The following is a 17,191-nucleotide window of genomic DNA, read 5'->3' on the forward strand; positions in this document are numbered from 1 at the left end:
GTCGGACGGGCTTCATCGGAGTGGATTTGACATGACCAAGACCCTGATCAGCGCCCTCCTCGGGACGGCGCTTCTCGTCACCGGCGCCGCCAGCGTCGTCCAGGCCGCCCCCAAGCCGGCGAAAGCCGTCAGCGGCCGCACCGACTGCTTCTTCAACCAGCAGGTGAACAACTTCACGGCCAGCAACGACGACAAGACCCTCTACGTCCGCGCCGGCCGCAACACCTACAGGATGGAAACCTTCGGCCGCTGCCTGGACCTCAGCAGCAGCCTCAACATCGGCCTGGATTCCCACCCGAGCAGCAGCATCTGCAGCGCCCAGGACGTCACCATCATCGTCCATTCCAACGGCATGGGCATGCAGCGCTGCGCGGTGCGCAACCTCGTCAAGCTGACCCCGGAACAGGTCGCCGCCCTGCCCAAGGGCGACCGGCCGTAGAGCGCGTTCCGATAAGTGGGAACCGGTTATCGGAGCGAACGCGCGACAACGAAAAAAGCTACCCCGGCTGCTTGACCACGCGCAGATAGGGCGTCTGCGCGTCCCAGCCGCCGGGGAACAGGCCCTTGGCCGTCTCGTCGTCGACGGCCGGGACGATGATGACGTCCTCGCCCTGCTTCCAGTCGGCCGGCGTCGCCACCTTGTGTTTGGCGGTCAGCTGCATGGAATCGATCACCCGCAGGATCTCGTCGAAGTTCCGCCCGGTGCTCATCGGATAGACCAGGATCAACTTGATCGCCTTGTCCGGCCCGATGACGAAGACGTTGCGCACCGTGGCGTTGGTCGCCGCCGTCCGCCCCTCCGAGGTGCCCTCCGTCTCGGCCGGCAGCATGCCGTAGAGCTTGGCCACCGCCAGGTCGGTGTCGCCGATCATCGGGAAGTTGGGCGCCAGCCCTTGCGTGCGCTTGATGTCCTCGGCCCAGCGGGCGTGGTTGTCGACCGGATCGACCGACAGCCCGATCACCTTCACCCCGCGCCTGTCGAACTCCGGCTTCAGCCGCGCCACCGTCCCCAGCTCGGTCGTGCAGACCGGCGTGAAGTCCTTGGGGTGGCTGAACAGCACCGCCCAATGGCCGTCGATCCAGTCGTGGAAGTGGATTTCCCCCTCGGTGGTCTGGGCGGTGAAGTCCGGAGCGGTCTGGTTGATCGACAGGGTCATGCGCAGGTCCTCGTCAGAGTTGCCGAGCAGGCGTAATACGCCCCTCAAATTCCCCCTTCGCCGCAAAGATTCTGGACATGCTGTTAGCCAAATCCACCTGGCCCGAGATCGAGGCCTTCCTGAGCCGTTCGAAGACCGTCGTGGTGCCCATCGGCTCCAACGAGCAGCACGGACCGACCGGTCTGCTCGGCACCGACTGGATGTGCCCCGAGATTATCGCCCACGAAGCCCAGAAAGACCGGTCAGACTTCCTGGTAGCGCCGACCTTCAACATCGGTATGGCCCAGCATCATCTGGGCTTTCCGGGCACCATTTCCCTGCGTCCCAGCACCTTCATGGCCGCCATCGGCGACTGGTGTCGCTCGCTGGCGGGCCACGGTTTCGAGCGGATCTATTTCCTCAACGGCCATGGCGGCAACGTCCACACCATCGAGGCCGCCTTCAGCGAACTTTATGCGGAAGCCAGTTTCGGCAGGGTTCCCCGTGGCTTCGCCGCCAAGCTGAAAAACTGGTGGGACCTCGACGGGGTCAACAGCCTGGCGATGCGCCAGTTCCCGGTCGGCCACGGCAGCCACGCCACCCCGTCGGAGATCGCCGTCACCCAATGGGCCTACCCGGAGGCCATCAAGACCGCAAAGTATGACCCGCCGGTAGCACCGACCGGCCCGATCCGCGAGGCGGTCGATTTCCGCAAGCGGTTTCCCGATGGGCGGATGGGCAGCGATCCGGCCCTGGCGACGCCGGAAAAGGGCGGCGAACTGGTCAAGCTGGCCGCCGAAAAGCTGCTCAGCGACGTGAAAGCCTTCTCCGAAGAGGTCGCGCCGTAACCTCCCTCCCCGAATGGGGAGGGCAGACGCGCGGTTACGCGCGTCGGGTGGGGAAGTCGGTCGCTGACTTTCGTGAGTATGTGCTGAGAAGACGAGCCGGGCGGCTGTGGTGCCCCACTGCCCCACCCGGCCTTCGGCCTGCCCTCCCCATTCGGGGAGGGACGGAGTCACCCCGCCCGCGTCAGCCGCCGGCACAGATCATCCAACTGCTCCAACGTCGCGTACTTCAGCCGCACCTCACCCTTGCCGCCGGCGTCGCGGATCTCGACTTCCAGCCCCAGGATATCGGCCAGGTCGCTCTCCAGCGCCGTGGTGTCGTGGTCCTTCACCGCCTGCGACGGCGTCTTCGACGGCCCGCGCGGCTTGGGATCAGGGTCCTTCAGCAGCGCCTCGGCCTGGCGCACGCTCATCCCCTCGGCGACGATCCGCCGGGCCAGCTCGACCGCCCGGTCCGACCCCACCAGCGCCCGCGCATGGCCGGCCGTCAGTTCGCCCTCGACCAGCATGGTCAGCACCGGCTGCGGCAGGTTCAGCAGCCGCAACGCGTTGGCCACATGCGGCCGGCTCTTGCCCACCGCCTCGGCCACCGCCTCCTGGGTATGGCCGAACTTCTCGATCAGCGCCCGGTAGCCCAGCGCCTCTTCGTACGGGTTGAGGTCGGTCCGCTGGACGTTCTCGACGATGGCGATTTCCAGCACCTGCCGGTCGTCGAGCGCCCGCACCAGGATCGGCACGGTGCGCAGGCCGGCGACCTGGGCCGCCCGCCAGCGCCGTTCGCCGGCGACGATCTGGAATTCTCCGTCGGCCCCCGGCATCGGCCGGGTCAGGATCGGCTGCAGAATCCCCTTCTCGCGGATCGAGGCCGCCAGGGCGTCGATGTCCTCGCGCGAAAAGCTGCGCCGCGGCTGGTCGGGATTGGCCCGGATCAGCTCGATCGGCGCCTCGCGCGCGCCGCTCTCGCCGCCGACCGGCGCCGCCGCTTCGACCGCGTCCGCCTCGCCCAGCAGGGCCGACAAACCGCGCCCCAGTCCCCGACGTCCTTCAACCATAACTCTTTGACCTTATTGACTAATTGGAGACCCGAGCGCGTCGTTCACGCTCGCGCCGCACCACTTCCCGGGCCAGCTGCAGATAGGCCTGCGAGCCGGCGCACTTCAGATCGTAGATCAGCACCGGCTTACCGTGCGACGGCGCCTCGCTGACCCGCACATTGCGCGGGATGACCGTCTCATAGACCTTGTCGCCGAAGTGCAGCCGCACGTCGCGCGCCACCTGTTCCGACAGGCTGTTGCGCCGGTCGTACATGGTCAGCACCACCCCCTGGATCTCCAGGGCCGGGTTGAGGCTGCCACGCACCAGCTCGATGGTCCGCATCAGCTGGGTCAGCCCCTCCAGCGCGAAGAACTCGGTCTGCAGCGGCACGAACACCGCGTCGGCCGCCGTCATGGCGTTGACGGTCAAGAGGTTCAGCGACGGCGGGCAGTCGATGAGGACGTAGGAGTAGCGCCCCGTCGCCCGCAGCGCCGACAGGGCGTCGCGCAGCCGGTAGGAGCGCCGCTGGCTGGCGGCCAGCTCCAGTTCCAGACCCGACAGGTCGGCGTCCGAGGCCGCCAGGTCCAGCCCTGGCAGCGAGGTCGGCACGGCGGCCTCGGCCAGGGTCTTCTCGCCCGAATAGACGTCGTACATCGTCACCCGGCGGGCCGAGCGCGGCACGCCCAGGCCCGTCGAGGCGTTGCCCTGCGGGTCGGTGTCGATCAGCAGCACCGACTCCCCGACCGCCGCCAGGGCGGTGCCGAGGTTGATGGCCGTGGTGGTCTTGCCCACCCCGCCCTTCTGGTTGGCGATGGCCAGCACGCGCAGCGGCTTGAGGCCTTCCGGGGCGGTCGTCTTGGGGGCGGTATCAGCGTCCACGCTTCGCACTCCGGATATCGACGATCCGGCCATCCGGATCGCTAAGACTTTGAATCAACGTCGCTTCCAGCCGCCAGCCGGCCGCGCGCGCCTCGGCCAGCTCGGCCTCGGCCGCCTGCCCCTTGAGGAACAGACCCCGCGCCCCGCGCTTCAGATAGGGCTCGGCGAAGCCCAGCAGTTTCGGCAGGGCGGCCACGGCCCGCGCCGTCACCACCTCGACCTCGATCTTCACATCCTCGGCCCGGGCATTATGCACCACGGCCGGCAGGTCGAGCTCCGACACCACCTCCGACAGGAAGCGGCAGCGTTTGGCCAGGCTCTCGACCAGGTGCACCCGCGCGCCCTCGCGGCCCTTGAGCAGGATAGCCAGCACCAGGCCCGGCAGGCCGGCCCCGGTTCCGAGGTCCGCCCAGCGCAGGGCGTCCGGCGCTAGTTTCACCAGCTGGGCGCTGTCCAGGGCGTGGCGCGACCAGAAGGCGGCCATGGCCGAGGGCCCGACCAGGTTCATCCGGCCGTTCCAGTCCTCGAGCAGGACCCGATAGCGTTCGAGGTCGGCCAGCTGGGCCGGCGTCACGTGAAACGCCTCGGAAAAGCCTTGCGAGCTCTCGGATTTGACGGATTCAAGCAGCACGGGCGCGCCGCACATGGGCCAGCAGGGCGGTGATGGCGCCGGGGGTGACGCCCTCGATCCGGGCCGCCTGGCCCAGGGTCAGGGGCGCCACCCGCTGCAGCTTCTCGCGCACCTCGTTCGACAGCCCGCCGATGGCCCCATAGTCGAGGTCGGCCGGCAGCCGCAGGTTCTCGTCGCGCCGGAAGGCGTCGACATCGGCCTGCTGGCGGTCGAGATAGCCGCTGTAGGCGGCGTCGATCTCGACCTGCTCGCGCACGGCCGGGGTCCAGTCAGCGATTTGCGGCCAGATGCCGGTGAGCCGCTCCAGGGTCACGTCCGGATAGGCAAGCAGCTGGCCGATATCCCGCCGCTGGCCGTCGGCCTTGACCGGCAGGTCCAGCTTCTGGGCCTCGGACGGGGTAAGCGTGTGGCTTTTGGCGAAATCCCGCGCTTCGGCGAGCTGGCGTTGTTTCACGTGAAACACCGCCGCCCGGTCCGAACCGACGACGCCGGCCTCGATGCCGCGCTGGGTCAGCCGCTGGTCGGCGTTGTCGGCCCGCAGGGTCAGGCGGAACTCGGCCCGGCTGGTGAACATCCGATAGGGTTCGGTGACGCCCCGGGTCACCAGGTCGTCGATCATCACCCCGATATAGGCCTCGTCCCGCGCGAACTCGACGGCGCTTAAGCTCCCGGCGGCCCGCGCCGCGTTGAGCCCGGCGACCAGGCCCTGGGCTCCCGCCTCTTCATAGCCGGTGGTGCCGTTGATCTGCCCGGCCAGGTACAGGCCCGGCAGCCGCTTGACCTCCAGGGTCGGGAACAGCTCGCGCGGATCGACATAATCGTATTCGATGGCGTAGCCCGGCCGGAAGATAACCACATCCTCCAGCCCGGGTATGGTCCGCAGGAACAGGCTCTGCGTCTCCTCCGACACCGAGGTCGACACCCCGTTCGGATAGACGGTCGGATCGTCGAGGCCTTCCGGCTCCAAGAAGACCTGATGACTGTTCTTGTCGGCGAAACGGACAACCTTGTCCTCGATCGACGGGCAGTAGCGCGGCCCGATGCCGGTGACGCGGCCGCCGTAAACGGCCGACTCCCCCAGCCGTTCGGCGATGATCCGGTGGGTCTCCGCCGTCGTGAAAGTGATGCCGCACTGAATCTGCGGCACCTCGATGCGGTCGTTGAGGAAGCTGAACGGCACGGGCTCGACGTCGGCGTCCTGCATCTCCAGCCGGTCCCAGTGGATGGTCCGGCCGTCCAGCCGCGCCGGCGTGCCAGTCTTCAGCCGCCCCAGGGCGACGCCGCTGGCGTACAGCCGGTCCGACAGCCCGATGGCCGGCGCGTCGCCGACCCGGCCGGCCGGGATGCGCTGCTCGCCCAGGTGAATGACCCCCTTGAGGAAGGTCCCCGTGGTCAGCACCACCGCCTTGGCCCGCCATTGCCGTCCCGAGCCGCCGACCGCGCCGACGACGATGCCGTCCTCGACGATCAGGTCCTCGACCGCCTCGGCCTCGATGCTGAGGTTCGGCGTCGCCGCCAGCTCGGCCTGCATGGCCTGGCGATAGAGCTTGCGGTCGATCTGGCTGCGCGGCCCGCGCACGGCCGGCCCCTTGGACCGGTTGAGCATGCGGAACTGGATGCCGGCCTTGTCGGCCATCCGGCCCATCAGGCCGTCGAGAGCATCGATCTCCCGCACCAGATGACCCTTGCCCAGGCCGCCGATGGCCGGGTTGCAGCTCATCTCGCCGATGGTCTCGATCTTGTGGGTCAGCAGCAGGGTGCGCGCGCCGAAGCGGGCGGACGCCGCCGCCGCCTCGCAGCCCGCATGGCCGCCGCCGATCACGATCACATCAAAGGACATCGAATTCTCAAACACGAGCGCCCCCGATGGGCGGGGGCGCTGGGAGAGTCTTATAAGGCGCCGAGGGCCCTGGAGTCACGGGGAGTCGCCGAGAGTTGATCAGGATGTTTCACGTGAAACATCGCGTCACGCCCGACTGACAGGGCCGGCATACGAAACCACAACATCACCCCAACACTTCCCCCATCCCACCACCCACGGAACCGCAACGCGACCGCAACGAAATCCCCATGCCGCCACCCCGATGTTTCACGTGAAACACCCTATTTGCCGATGCAGAAGCTCGAAAACACCACATCTAGTATGTCTTCGGCCCCAATCCGCCCCGTCACCCGGGCCAAGGCCCTGGCCGCCAGCCGCACGTCTTCGGCCGCCAGCTCCACCGCCGGCTCCAGCTCCTCCAGAGCCCTGACCAGCCGCGCATGCGCCTCCCGCAGGCTCTCGCCATGCCGTATCCGCGTCGCCAGCGGCGCCTCCCCACCGCCCAGGGCCTCCACCACCCGCCGCTCCAGCTCGGCCCGCACCCGCCGGACGTCGTCGCTGGCCAGCACCGAGATGGCCAGCTGGTCGAGCGGCGCCGCGGCAGCCTCGGCCCGGTCGGCCCCCGCCGCCAGGTCGGCCTTGGTTAGCACCAGCAGATCGCCCGACCGGGCCAGCCCCTGGGCCTGCCGCCAGTCGCCCGAGGCCGACTGGTCAACGACCCACAGCCGCAGGTCCGCCCCCTCGGCCCAGCCCCGCGCCCGCCGCACGCCCTCGGCCTCGATGGCCTCTTCGGTCTCCCGCACGCCGGCGGTGTCGGCCAGCAGCACCTTGTAGCCGGCCAGCACCAGGGGAACCTCGATGACGTCCCGCGTCGTCCCCGGCGTGGCCGTGACGATGGCCGCGTCCCGCCCGGCCAGGGCGTTGAGCAGGCTGGACTTGCCGGCGTTCGGCGCCCCGATCAGCGCCACCCGGAAGCCTTCGCGCACCCGCCGCCCGCGTCCCTCGTCCGCGAGGGCCTCGCCGATCTCGGCCAGCAGCGCCTCCAGCGGCGGCCGCGCCCGGTCCGCCACATCGGCCGGCAGCTCCTCGTCGGGGAAATCGACCGCCGCCTCCAGCATGGCCAGGGCCTGGACCAGCTGGCCCCGCCAGGTCTCGTAGCGCCGCGACAGGGCCCCGCCCAACTGGCCCAGGGCCTGCCGCGCCTGGTTTTGCGTCTCCGCATCGACCAGGTCGGCCACCGCCTCGGCCTGGGCCAGGTCCAGCTTGCCGTTCTCGAAGGCCCGCCGGGTGAACTCCCCCGGCTCGGCCAGCCGCAGGCCCAGGTCATGCAGCGCCTGGATGACCCCCTCGACGATGGCCGGCCCGCCATGCAGGTGCAGCTCGGCAGCATCCTCGCCGCTGTAGCTGCCCGGCCCCGGCGTCCAGAGGACCAGCGCCTCGTCCAGCACCCGCCCCTCACCGTCCTTCAGCCGCCGCAGCGAGGCCCGCCGCGCGGCCGGAACCGCCTTGCCGGTCAGGGATTCCAGCGCCTGCGCGCACCCCGGCCCCGACAACCGCACGACCGCCACCGCCGCCCGTCCAGGCGCGGTCGCCAGGGCGAAGATGGTGTCGGTCATTTTCCCTTGGAGCCGCCCATGGCGCTGGTCGTGGCCGCCGTCATCAGCTTGCGGAACTGCTCCTGCGCGCCCATGCCGAAGCTCATCCAGGTCTTCATCAGCTCTTCCGGGGCCAGGGCCGCCATGTTGGCGTCCATCCGCTTCTGCATCTCGGCGATCATATGGTCGTTCAGGGCGGTGACGTCCGGCAGACCCAGGAAGGTGCGGGCCTCAACGGGGGTGCAGTCGATCTCGACAGTGACCTTCATGGGTGTTCAGACTTTCTGCGAGTGGCCGCACACCTTTGTCATTGGGTTGTGGCCGGCCCCGCGTTTAAGTGCGGCAAATCAGTCAACGGAACGAGACACGACCATGAGCGGTGAACGCCTGACCATCAAGACGCCCGACGGCGACTTCTCGGCCTATGTCGCCCGGCCGGCTTCAACCCCGGCCCCCGTCATCGTGGTCATCCAGGAGATCTTCGGGGTCAACCAGGTCATGCGCGACACCGCCGACGCCTATGCCGCGGAAGGCTACATCGCCGTCTGCCCCGACCTCTTCTGGCGCATCGAGCCCGGCATCGACATCACCGACCAGTCGGAAGCCGAGTGGAAACGGGCCTTCGAACTGTTCAACGCCTTCAACGTCGACAGCGGCGTCGAGGACATCGCGGCGACCATCGACCAGGTCCGCAACATCGAGGGCTCGACCGGCAAGGTCGGCGCCGTCGGCTACTGCCTGGGCGGCCTGCTGGCCTTCCTGACCGCCACCCGCACCGACGCCGACGCGGCCGTCAGCTACTATGGGGTCGGCATCGAAAAGCACCTGGCCGAGGCCGAGAAGCTGGCCGATCCGCTCTTGATGCACATCGCCGCCGAGGACGGTTTCGTGCCCAAGGAGGCCCAGGCCCTGATCCACCAGGAGCTGGACAACCACGCCCAGGTCGAGATCCACGACTACCCCGGCTGCGACCACGCCTTCGCCCGCCACGGCGGCGAACACTATGACGCGGCCGCTGCCGAAACCGCCAACGCCCGCACCGCCGCCTTCTTCAAGGCCAACCTCTGATGCTGGCCATCCAGGCGACGAAAGCCGGCGGCCCCGAGGTGCTCGAGGCCGTCGACATCCCCGTCCCGGCACCCGGCCCCGGCCAGATCCTGCTGCGCCAGCAAGCGATCGGGCTGAACTTCATCGACACCTACTTCCGCTCCGGCCTCTACCCGGCCAAGTTTCCCGTGGTGCTGGGCCAGGAGGGCGCCGGCGTCATCGAGGCGATCGGCGAGGGCGTCACCCGCTTCCAGGTCGGCGACCGCGCCGGCTTCGGCCTCGGCGGCATGGGCAGCTACGCCGAGGCCCTGCTCCTGCGCGAGGACAAGGCGGTCAAGCTGCCGGACGGCATCGACGCCCGCACGGCCGCCGCCGCGCTGCTCAAGGGCATGACCGCCGAATTCCTCATCCGCCGCTGCTTCCCGGTGGCGGCCGGCGACGCGGTGCTGATCCATGCCGCCGCCGGCGGGGTGGGCTCGATCCTCTGCCAGTGGGCCCGCTCCCTGGGGGCCCTGGTCATCGGCACCACCAGTTCCGAGGCCAAGGCGCAGCTGGCCAAGGCCAACGGCTGCGACCACGTCATCCGCTACGACCAGGGCGACTTCGCCCCCCAGGTCCGCGAGCTGACCGACGGGGCCGGGGTGCGGGTGGTCTACGACGGCGTCGGCAAGGCCACCCTGGAAGGCAGCCTCTCCAGCCTGGCCCGCCGCGGCATGCTGGTCACCTTCGGCAACGCCTCGGGCCCGGCCCCGGCCGTCGAACCCCTGCGCCTCAGCCGCGGCGGCAGCCTGTTCATGACCCGCCCGACCCTGGGCGACTATGTCACCACACCTGCGGAACTGGACGACAGCGCCGGGGCGGTGTTCGCGCAGATCCTGTCTGGCGCCGTGAAGATCGAGATCGGGGCGGAGTTCGCGCTGAAGGACGCCAAGGCCGCCCACGAGGCGCTGGAAGCGCGGCAGACGACGGGGTCGACGCTGTTGATTCCGTAACAGCGCAAGGTCCTCCCTCCCCTTTATGGGGAGGGACAGACCGCGAAGCGGTCAGGGTGGGGAAGTCGAATGCCGCCCACCCAAAGTCTGTCGTCTTGGAACCCCAAGACCACCCGCCGTCCCAGCTTGAACCTGAGTACCCCACCCTGCGAGGCTTCGCCTCGCTGTCCCTCCCCATAAAGGGGAGGGAGAGACACCGCCCATCAGGGCGCCGTCACCGCCCCTTCTTCAGCGCCACGTAGAACGCCCCCTCGCCGCCGTGCTTGCGATCGGCCTGCTGCACGCCGGCGACCAGCGCCCGCAGCGGCGGCTGGGCCAACCACAGCGGCGTCATGCCCCTCAGCGTCTCGCGCCCGCCGCTGCCCTTGCCGGTGATGACCAGCACCAGCCGGTCGCCGCGCTCCACGGCCGACAGGATGTAGCTCTCCAGCACCGGCCGGGCCCGCTCCAGGGTCAGGCCATGCAGGTCGACCCGGCCGGTGATGGCCTCCCGCTCCTTGACCACCCGCCGCGAGCGGTTCGGCTCCAGCGGCTCGGGCGGCGGATTGGGCTTGCTGGTCACCTTCACCGCCTTGGCCAGCGCCGCCCGCCCTTCCAGCTTCGGCGGCAGGGCGTCCGGCTCGACGGCCTTGGCGACGGCCTTGGCGACGGCCTTGGGAACCTTGCGCCCGGGCAGCGGCTTGACCGTCTCGGCCACCCGCGCCCACAGGGCGATCTCCTCAGGGCGCGGCGGCCGTTTCACAGAGCCGGCGCCGGGATCAGCCGCCACATATGCAGCCGGTGCTTCACCCGCCCCGCCTCACGGCCGGCGGCCTCGCCGCTGCCGATGTAGAGGTCGGCCCGCACCAGGCCGCGGATCGCCCCGCCGGTGTCGAGCGCCGAAACCAGCCGGCTGTAGCGCGGAAAGGCGCCCGTCAGGCTCGGCGCCTGGCCGTCGATCCAGTAGAGCGCCCCGTAATCGTGGTGGGTCGCATCGACGGCGATCGCCCGCCCGGCCGGCAGCGGCACGCCGGCCGCCCCGGTCGCCTCCTGGCCGTCGTCGTCCTCCATGCGGAAGAAGACGTAGCGGGGGTTCAGTCGCATGACCGCGTCCGCCTCCGGCCCACGATGCTCGGCCAGCCAGGACCGGATCGCCTCGCCCGAGGTGTTGTCGGGCGCCAGCAGGCCCTGGTCGCGCATCGGGGTGGCGATACCCTTGAACGGCAGGCCGTTGGTGGCCGCGAACACCGCCCGCTTGCGCCGCCCGTCCGGCAACACCAGCACGCCGCTGCCCTGGATCTGCAGGAAGAACAGATCCTCCGGCCGCATCCAGGCCAGGGGCTGGACCTCCTCGGTCGCCTCGATGGCGGCCCGGTCGAGATAGGGAACCAGGTCGCCGTCCAGGTCCCGGACCTCGCCCTTCCAGCCCGGCCGGGCCGGATCGGGAACGAAGGTCTTGTCGAACAGCAGGTCGGCCGGCTTTGGCCGCACCACGGCGGTGAACTCGCCGGTCCGCGAGAACCGCGCCTCGTATTGCGGGGAGAAGTAGGCGGTCAGCAGGCCCTCGCCCCCGACCGGCACGGCCCGGAACGTCGCCTCCAGCAGCGCCTTCGCCGCCGGCTCGCCCAGCGGCCCGGCCGCCCGCACATGAGCGCAGGCCTCGGCCAGCTGCGGCAGCGGCTTGATCCGGCAGCTGGTCGCCACCGCCGCCAGCGCCGCCGCATGATCCTCGGCCTGCCAGCCGGGCAGCTCCGACAGCATGATCCCGGCCAACGGCGGCCGGGGCGGCTGCGGCGTCGGCCGCTCGGGCGGGGGGACAGGACGCGGCGGCGGGGGCTCGCGTGTCGGCGCGGTCGTTTCGCAGGCCGACAGCAGCAGCGCCGCGCCCAGCAACGGAATCAGGAAACGAATCAACGCCATGCGACCTTCTTACCCTTCTCCCGCTTGTCGGGAGAAGGTGGCCCCCGAAGGGGGTCGGATGAGGGCAGAGCGAAAGCTAGGCCTCAGCCGCGTCCACATTCACCAGCACCCAGTTCGGGTCCCGGCTGGTCACATCCCGTTCAAACGTCCACAGCTCGGCGGTGCGGCGGTCGTCGACGGCCTCGCCCTCGGCGTTCTTGGTGCGGGCCCGGAACTCGGCCAGGAAACGCACCACCACCCGGGCCATGTCGCCGTCCATGGTCGCCGAGTCAAGATCGGCCCGCGGCGGCTGGCTGAACTCCACCGTCTCGCTGGCCCCCTCGGCCTCGCGCTGGGCGATGGCCCCTTCGAAACTGTCGTAGACGGCCGGCGACAGCAGCTTCTTCAGGGTTTCGCGATCGCCGTCGGCAAAGGCCTTGACCACCATCTGATAGGCGCCCTTGGCCCCGCCCAGGAAGCTGCCGATGTCGAAGTTCGGATCACGGGCCCGCACCGCCGCCAGGCCGGTCAGCACCACCCCGTCCGGGATCGGCTCGGCGTCGACGGCCGGCGGCCGGGCGTCACCGCGCTCGATGGCTTCGGCCTGGGCGTCCTCCGGCTGGCGCCCGACCCGGCGGCCGAGCACCGAATAGAGCTGGTAGAGCACCACGCCGGCCAGGATGGCGAACAGGATGAGCTGGAGGGTCTGGTTCAAAGCGGGGCCTGGCGGGTTCGAGACAAGAGAGGGATCGACGGCTGTTGACCGTCAATATAGGGCAAGGAACGCGCCGCGTCAGGTTGGGGTTCGAATCGGCCGCCACAAGAGACCGCGTTGCGCGCCCCCGGGGGCCGTGATAGCGACCGCGCCTTCCTTTTTTCTATTCCGGACTACCCGAACATGACCGACACCCAAGCCGGCGCCGCCAATGGTCAAGAGATCGCCGCCCCCGGCATCCGGGTCCTGGCCCAGTACACCCGCGACCTCTCCTTCGAGAATCCCCGCGCCCCCGACAGCCTGCGCGTCACCGGCGAGCAGCCGGCCATCGACATCGGCGTCGAGCTGAACGCCAAGGGCCGGCCCGACGGTCTGTTCGAGGTCGAGCTGAAGCTGACCGTCGACGCCAAGAAGGGCGCCGACCAGTCGTTCGCGGTCGAGCTGGTCTACGGCGGCCTGTTCGAGTTGTCGGGCATCCCGCCCGAAGAGCTGGAGCCGGTGCTGATGATCGAGGCCCCGCGCTTCCTGTTCCCCTTCGCCCGCCGCATCATCGGCGACCTGACCAGCGACGGCGGCTTCCCGCCCTTCATGCTGGAGCCGATCGATTTCGCCGGCATCTACCAGTCCCGCCGCGCCCAGGGCGAAGGCGAGGGCGTGGTGGTTGGCCAGGCTTGAGACCCCACGGTTCCTCCCTCCCCTTTATGGGGAGGGACAGACCGCGAAGCGGTCAGGGTGGGGTACGAAAATCATAGGACGCCAGCCTTCAGGGATTGGCGCGCAGCATCCGACTTCCCCACCCGTCACGCTGCGCGTGACACCCTCCCCATAAAGGGGAGGGAGCGCGGCGCCGGCGCTACCCCAGGCTCAACCACACAGCCTTGTCCTTCAGCACATCGCGCACGAACGCCTCGTGCGCCGCCCGCTCGTCGTCGGTAATCCGGCAGCTGAGCGGCCGCGGCCGCGCGCCGTAGGCGGCCTGCACCGCCGCGTGAGCCGCCCGCACGGCCATGGTGCTGGTCAGGTCCAGCGCCCGCTCCTTGCCGCCCTGCAGCTCCAGATAGACCATCGCCAAGAGGTTGGAGTCGATCAGCGCCCCGTGCTTCTCGCGCCCGGCCAGGCTGATCTTCATCCGCTTACAGAGGGCGTCCAGGGAGTTGTACATCCCCGGGAACTTCTTCTTGGCCATCGCAAGCGTGTCGACCCAGCGGTCATCCGGCGGACAGGGCCGGCCGCAGCGTTCCAGCTCGGCGTTGATGAAGCCCCGGTCGAAGGGGGCGTTGTGCGCCACCAGGGTGTCGTCGCCGATGAAGGCCAGGAAGGCGTCGACCACCTCGGGACTGTGGAAGCGCGGCTTGTCCTTCAGGCTGGCCAGCGAGATGCCGTGCACCCGCTCGGCGTCGGGATCGATGGGCCGATCCGGCTGGATGTAGCGGTGGAACTCGTTGCCGGTCGGCATGAAGTCGACGACCTCGACGCAGGCGATCTCGATGATCCGGTGCCCGGTCCGGGGATCCAGCCCCGTGGTTTCGGTGTCGAGTACGATGTGCCGCGCCATCGTCCTGTCCTAAGCGGTGTCGCTGGCGCGCGTCCAGCCGGACCGCAGAGTTGCTAACACATGCCGCACCTGCTCGCGGGCGCGGTCGACGCCCTGGCCGGTATCGATGACGAAATCGGCGCGTTTGCGCTTCTCGGCGTCCGGCGTCTGGCGGGCCAGGATAGCCTCAAACTTCTCCACCGTCATGCCCGGCCGGGCCAGCACCCGGGCCCGCTGCTGGTCGGCGGGGGCGGAGACCACCACCACGGCGGCCATATTCTTCTCGCCGCCGGTTTCGAACAGCAGGGGGATGTCGAGGACGACGATGTCGGCCGCCTTCTCCGTCGCCTCCTGGAAAAAGCCGACCCGGCTGGCCCCGACCAGCGGATGGACGATGGCCTCCAGCCGCTTCATGGCGTCCGGATCGTTCAGCACCTTTTTCGACAGCCGTTCCCGGTCGACCGCGCCATCGACGACCACGTCGCCGAACTCCTCTTCCAGCGGCTCCACCGCCGCCCCGCCTCTGGCGTAGAGTTGGTGCACGGCGGCGTCGGCGTCATAGACCGGCACGCCCTCGGCCGCGAACAGGGCGGCGGTCGTCGACTTTCCCATGCCGATGGAGCCGGTCAGGCCGACGAGAATCATCAGGCCGCCCCCAGCGCTTGCAGGCAAAGCGTGCGGACATCGACATCGTCCGGCGGCGCCTGGCCGAAGAAGGCCTCGAAGCTGGGGACCGCCTGGCGCAGCAGCATCTCCAGGCCATCGACCGTGCGGTGACCGGCGGCCTTGGCCTCAGCCAAGAACTGGGTCTCCAGCGGCTTGTAGACCATGTCCATGACCACGGCCGACGGCGGCAGGACCTTGAAATCGATGCCCGGCCCCGGCCCGCCGCCGAGGCCCAGCGAGGTGGCGTTGATGATCAGGCCCGCGTCCTCGAACACATCGTGGTCGCCGTCCAGGGCATGGGCGCTGACCACCCCGCCCAGCGCCTTGGCCAGGACCGAGGCCCGCTCGGGACTGCGATTGATCAGTCGCACGGCCGGGGCCCCGGCCATCACCAACGCCGCCGCCGCCCCCCGCGCCGCGCCGCCGGCCCCCAGGATCACCGCCGGCGCCGCCGTCGGGTTGAACCCCGGGGCCTGCTCGAAGATGGCGTCCAGCATGCCCGGGCCGTCGGTGTTGCGGGCGACGATGCCGCCGTCAGCCGGGAAGGTCAGCAGGTTGGCGGCCCCGGCCTTCTCGGCCAGCTGGCCGGCCAGGTCGCTGAGCTCCAGCGCCGTCTCCTTGAACGGGATGGTGACATTGATCCCCCTGACCACCCCGCCCCGCAGCGAAGTGGCGAAGGCGGCGAACCCATCCTCGGGCACATTGAACGGCACATAGACCGCATCGAGGCCGGCGGCGGCGATCCAGGCGTTGTGGATCACCGGGCTCAGCGAATGGGTGACGGGACAGCCGGCGATGCCGGCCACCATGGTTGTACCGCTGATCCTCATAGCGGCAGCGCGCCATGCCGGCGCAGCAGGTCCAAGAGGCCCAGCATCGGCAGGCCCAGGATGGTGAAATAGTCGCCTTCGATCTTCGAGAACAGCTGAACCCCCTCGTCCTCCAGCCGGTAGCAGCCCACCGAGCCCAGGATCCCCTCGCCCTGACGGCCCAGCCAGCCGTCGAGAAACTCATCGCTGAACGGCCGCATCGTCAGGCTGGCCGACGGAACCTCGCGCCAGATCGGCTGGCCGTCGAGGGCCACCACCACGGCCGAATGCAGCTGATGGCGCTTGCCGCGCAGCAGCTGGAGCCGCTCGCGCGCCGCTTCCAGGGTCGGGGCCTTGTCGAACAGCCGGCCCTCGAAATCCAGCGTCTGATCGGCGCCGATGACCAGGGCCCCCGGCCGCTTGCCGCTGGCCCGCACCGCCTTCAGCTCGGCCAGGGCGTCGGCCACCTCGCGCGGGGTGGCGTTGTCGGCCAGCAGCGAGGCCTTGGCGGCGTCCTCGTCGACGCCGGGCGAGATCGCTTCATGTTCCACCCCGGCCGCCGACAGCAGGGCGCGGCGGGCGCTCGAGGTCGAGGCCAGGACGACCGGACGGCTCATGACAGCAGCTCCACCTGGCCGCGGCCGCCGTGCAGCAGGTTGATGATCGCCGCCGCCGTCTCCTCGACCGAGCGCCTCGTCACGTCGATCACCGGCCAGCCCTCGCGCTCGAACAGCCGGCGGGCGTGGATGATCTCCTGGCGGATGGCGTCGGTGTCGGCGTAGTCGCTGCCCCGGTCCTCTTTCAGCGACAGCAGCCGGTTGCGGCGGATCTGGGCCAGGCGGTCGGGGCTGGCGATCAGCCCGACGATCAGGATGTCCTTGCGCAGGTCCTTCAGCTGGGCCGGCACGGGCATGTGCGGCACCAGCGGGATGTTGGCCGCCCGCACCCCGCGATGGGCCAGGTAGATGCAGGTCGGGGTCTTGGAGGTGCGCGACACCCCGACCAGCACCACATCGGCCTGGTTGAGGTCGGGCCCCCCGGCCCCGTCGTCATGGCCGATGGCGTAGTTCAGCGCCTCCATGCGGTCGAAATAGTCGCTGTCCAGGGCATGCTGCGCCCCGACCCGCGAGGAGACGGCGATGCCCAGATAGCGGCTCATGCTGGCCATCACTGGGTCGAGCGGGGCGATACAGGGCATCTCAAGCCGCCGGCAGCCCTCCTCCAGCGCCGCCCGCAGCTCGGGCTCGGCGATGGTGTGCATGACGATGCCCGGGGCGGCGGCGATCTCGTCCAGCGCCCGCTCCATCTGCCGGGGCGAGCGGACCAGGGCATAGATGTGTTCGATCGGCAGGGTGTCGCTGAACCGGGCGCAGACGGCGCGGGCCATGGCGTTGAGCGTCTCGCCGGTCGAATCCGACACGAGATGGACGTGGAAATAGGTGGCGATGCGGGCCGGCGCGGTCATCAGTGGGTTCCATAACGCTGGCGCGCCGAAGGAACCAGCCTGTGGATAGGTCGTTAAGGGTTCGTTAACCGGTCCACAACGGTCCCCGGCCCGCGGGCGCTCGGCCAAAGCCCGGTGGATTAACCTTTTGTTTACCTTCTCC

The 17,191-nt window shown here is 69.7% G+C and carries 20 protein-coding genes; 5 read left to right on the forward strand and 15 right to left on the reverse strand.

Annotation, left to right across the window (positions count from 1 at the left end):
• The first annotated feature begins 31 nt into the window (after nucleotides 1–31).
• The gene (locus tag AC1RSK_RS17615) at nucleotides 32–439 is read left to right on the forward strand and encodes a DUF6491 family protein (protein ID WP_492908910.1); all 408 of its coding nucleotides are present in this window, start codon (nucleotides 32–34) and stop codon (nucleotides 437–439) included.
• 58 nt (nucleotides 440–497) lie between these two features.
• Here AC1RSK_RS17615 and AC1RSK_RS17620 read toward each other — a convergent pair whose 3' ends face one another.
• Nucleotides 498–1,157, reverse strand: coding sequence for a peroxiredoxin (locus AC1RSK_RS17620; protein WP_492908911.1), 660 nt, complete (start codon nucleotides 1,155–1,157; stop codon nucleotides 498–500).
• A gap of 77 nt (nucleotides 1,158–1,234) precedes the next feature.
• Here AC1RSK_RS17620 and AC1RSK_RS17625 point away from each other — a divergent pair, with 77 nt between their 5' ends.
• Nucleotides 1,235–1,984 (forward strand): creatininase family protein, encoded by a 750-nt coding sequence (locus AC1RSK_RS17625; RefSeq protein WP_492908913.1) that lies wholly within the window; start codon nucleotides 1,235–1,237, stop codon nucleotides 1,982–1,984.
• 167 nt (nucleotides 1,985–2,151) lie between these two features.
• On the opposite strand, the gene AC1RSK_RS17630 is transcribed toward AC1RSK_RS17625, so the two are convergent.
• The 6 genes from AC1RSK_RS17630 to AC1RSK_RS17655 all read right to left on the reverse strand — a co-directional run bounded on the left by AC1RSK_RS17630 (nucleotide 2,152) and on the right by AC1RSK_RS17655 (nucleotide 8,212).
• Entirely contained in the window at nucleotides 2,152–3,033 is an 882-nt protein-coding gene (locus AC1RSK_RS17630; protein ID WP_492908914.1) for a ParB/RepB/Spo0J family partition protein, read from the reverse strand.
• 19 nt (nucleotides 3,034–3,052) lie between these two features.
• The gene (locus AC1RSK_RS17635; protein ID WP_492908915.1) at nucleotides 3,053–3,895 is read right to left on the reverse strand and encodes a ParA family protein; all 843 of its coding nucleotides are present in this window, start codon (nucleotides 3,893–3,895) and stop codon (nucleotides 3,053–3,055) included.
• Nucleotides 3,885–4,541 carry a 16S rRNA (guanine(527)-N(7))-methyltransferase RsmG gene (rsmG, locus tag AC1RSK_RS17640; protein WP_492908916.1) on the reverse strand — a complete coding sequence of 219 codons (657 nt, stop codon included), beginning with the start codon at nucleotides 4,539–4,541 and terminating at the stop codon, nucleotides 3,885–3,887. Before rsmG ends, AC1RSK_RS17635 begins: the two co-directional genes overlap by 11 nt.
• Nucleotides 4,516–6,366, reverse strand: coding sequence for a tRNA uridine-5-carboxymethylaminomethyl(34) synthesis enzyme MnmG (gene mnmG / locus AC1RSK_RS17645; RefSeq protein WP_492908917.1), 1,851 nt, complete (start codon nucleotides 6,364–6,366; stop codon nucleotides 4,516–4,518). Before mnmG ends, rsmG begins: the two co-directional genes overlap by 26 nt.
• A 263-nt stretch (nucleotides 6,367–6,629) precedes the next feature.
• Entirely contained in the window at nucleotides 6,630–7,964 is a 1,335-nt protein-coding gene (gene mnmE, locus AC1RSK_RS17650; protein ID WP_492908918.1) for a tRNA uridine-5-carboxymethylaminomethyl(34) synthesis GTPase MnmE, read from the reverse strand.
• On the reverse strand, nucleotides 7,961–8,212 hold the full coding sequence (locus AC1RSK_RS17655; RefSeq protein ID WP_492908919.1) for a DUF6489 family protein: 252 nt from the start codon (nucleotides 8,210–8,212) through the stop codon (nucleotides 7,961–7,963). The genes mnmE and AC1RSK_RS17655 overlap by 4 nt, the downstream gene beginning before the upstream one ends.
• A 103-nt stretch (nucleotides 8,213–8,315) precedes the next feature.
• Between AC1RSK_RS17655 and AC1RSK_RS17660 the strand changes: the two genes are divergently transcribed.
• Both AC1RSK_RS17660 and AC1RSK_RS17665 read left to right on the forward strand, forming a co-directional pair.
• Nucleotides 8,316–9,011, forward strand: coding sequence for a dienelactone hydrolase family protein (locus AC1RSK_RS17660; protein ID WP_492908920.1), 696 nt, complete (start codon nucleotides 8,316–8,318; stop codon nucleotides 9,009–9,011).
• Complete coding sequence (locus tag AC1RSK_RS17665; RefSeq protein WP_492908921.1) at nucleotides 9,011–9,982, forward strand: quinone oxidoreductase family protein; 972 nt, start codon at nucleotides 9,011–9,013, stop codon at nucleotides 9,980–9,982. Before AC1RSK_RS17660 ends, AC1RSK_RS17665 begins: the two co-directional genes overlap by 1 nt.
• 214 nt (nucleotides 9,983–10,196) lie before the next feature.
• Here AC1RSK_RS17665 and AC1RSK_RS17670 read toward each other — a convergent pair whose 3' ends face one another.
• The 3 genes from AC1RSK_RS17670 to timA form a co-directional block, all read right to left on the reverse strand.
• Nucleotides 10,197–10,724: a Smr/MutS family protein gene (locus AC1RSK_RS17670; RefSeq protein ID WP_492908922.1), complete on the reverse strand. Its 528-nt coding sequence runs from the start codon at nucleotides 10,722–10,724 to the stop codon at nucleotides 10,197–10,199.
• A complete protein-coding gene (locus AC1RSK_RS17675; protein ID WP_492908923.1) occupies nucleotides 10,721–11,881 on the reverse strand; it encodes an MltA domain-containing protein in 1,161 nt (386 codons plus the stop codon). Before AC1RSK_RS17675 ends, AC1RSK_RS17670 begins: the two co-directional genes overlap by 4 nt.
• 76 nt (nucleotides 11,882–11,957) lie before the next feature.
• The gene (gene timA / locus AC1RSK_RS17680) at nucleotides 11,958–12,575 is read right to left on the reverse strand and encodes a TIM44-related membrane protein TimA (protein ID WP_492908924.1); all 618 of its coding nucleotides are present in this window, start codon (nucleotides 12,573–12,575) and stop codon (nucleotides 11,958–11,960) included.
• A gap of 183 nt (nucleotides 12,576–12,758) precedes the next feature.
• Here timA and secB point away from each other — a divergent pair, with 183 nt between their 5' ends.
• Nucleotides 12,759–13,250, forward strand: coding sequence for a protein-export chaperone SecB (gene secB / locus AC1RSK_RS17685; protein ID WP_492908925.1), 492 nt, complete (start codon nucleotides 12,759–12,761; stop codon nucleotides 13,248–13,250).
• 178 nt (nucleotides 13,251–13,428) lie between these two features.
• Here secB and dnaQ read toward each other — a convergent pair whose 3' ends face one another.
• The 5 genes from dnaQ to AC1RSK_RS17710 are packed head-to-tail and all read right to left on the reverse strand — an operon-like array spanning nucleotide 13,429 to nucleotide 17,049.
• Nucleotides 13,429–14,130, reverse strand: a complete 702-nt coding sequence (gene dnaQ, locus AC1RSK_RS17690; protein WP_492908926.1) for a DNA polymerase III subunit epsilon — start codon at nucleotides 14,128–14,130, stop codon at nucleotides 13,429–13,431.
• Nucleotides 14,131–14,139: 9 nt separating this feature from the next.
• Nucleotides 14,140–14,754 (reverse strand): dephospho-CoA kinase, encoded by a 615-nt coding sequence (gene coaE / locus AC1RSK_RS17695; RefSeq protein WP_492908927.1) that lies wholly within the window; start codon nucleotides 14,752–14,754, stop codon nucleotides 14,140–14,142.
• Entirely contained in the window at nucleotides 14,754–15,605 is an 852-nt protein-coding gene (locus AC1RSK_RS17700) for a shikimate dehydrogenase family protein (protein ID WP_492908928.1), read from the reverse strand. The genes coaE and AC1RSK_RS17700 overlap by 1 nt, the downstream gene beginning before the upstream one ends.
• Nucleotides 15,602–16,201, reverse strand: a complete 600-nt coding sequence (locus AC1RSK_RS17705) for a Maf family protein (protein ID WP_492908929.1) — start codon at nucleotides 16,199–16,201, stop codon at nucleotides 15,602–15,604. The genes AC1RSK_RS17700 and AC1RSK_RS17705 overlap by 4 nt, the downstream gene beginning before the upstream one ends.
• Entirely contained in the window at nucleotides 16,198–17,049 is an 852-nt protein-coding gene (locus AC1RSK_RS17710) for a pyruvate, water dikinase regulatory protein (RefSeq protein WP_492908930.1), read from the reverse strand. The genes AC1RSK_RS17705 and AC1RSK_RS17710 overlap by 4 nt, the downstream gene beginning before the upstream one ends.
• Between the last annotated feature and the right edge of the window lie 142 nt (nucleotides 17,050–17,191).

The organism is Caulobacter sp. GW821-FHT11A05 (genome assembly GCF_058809015.1).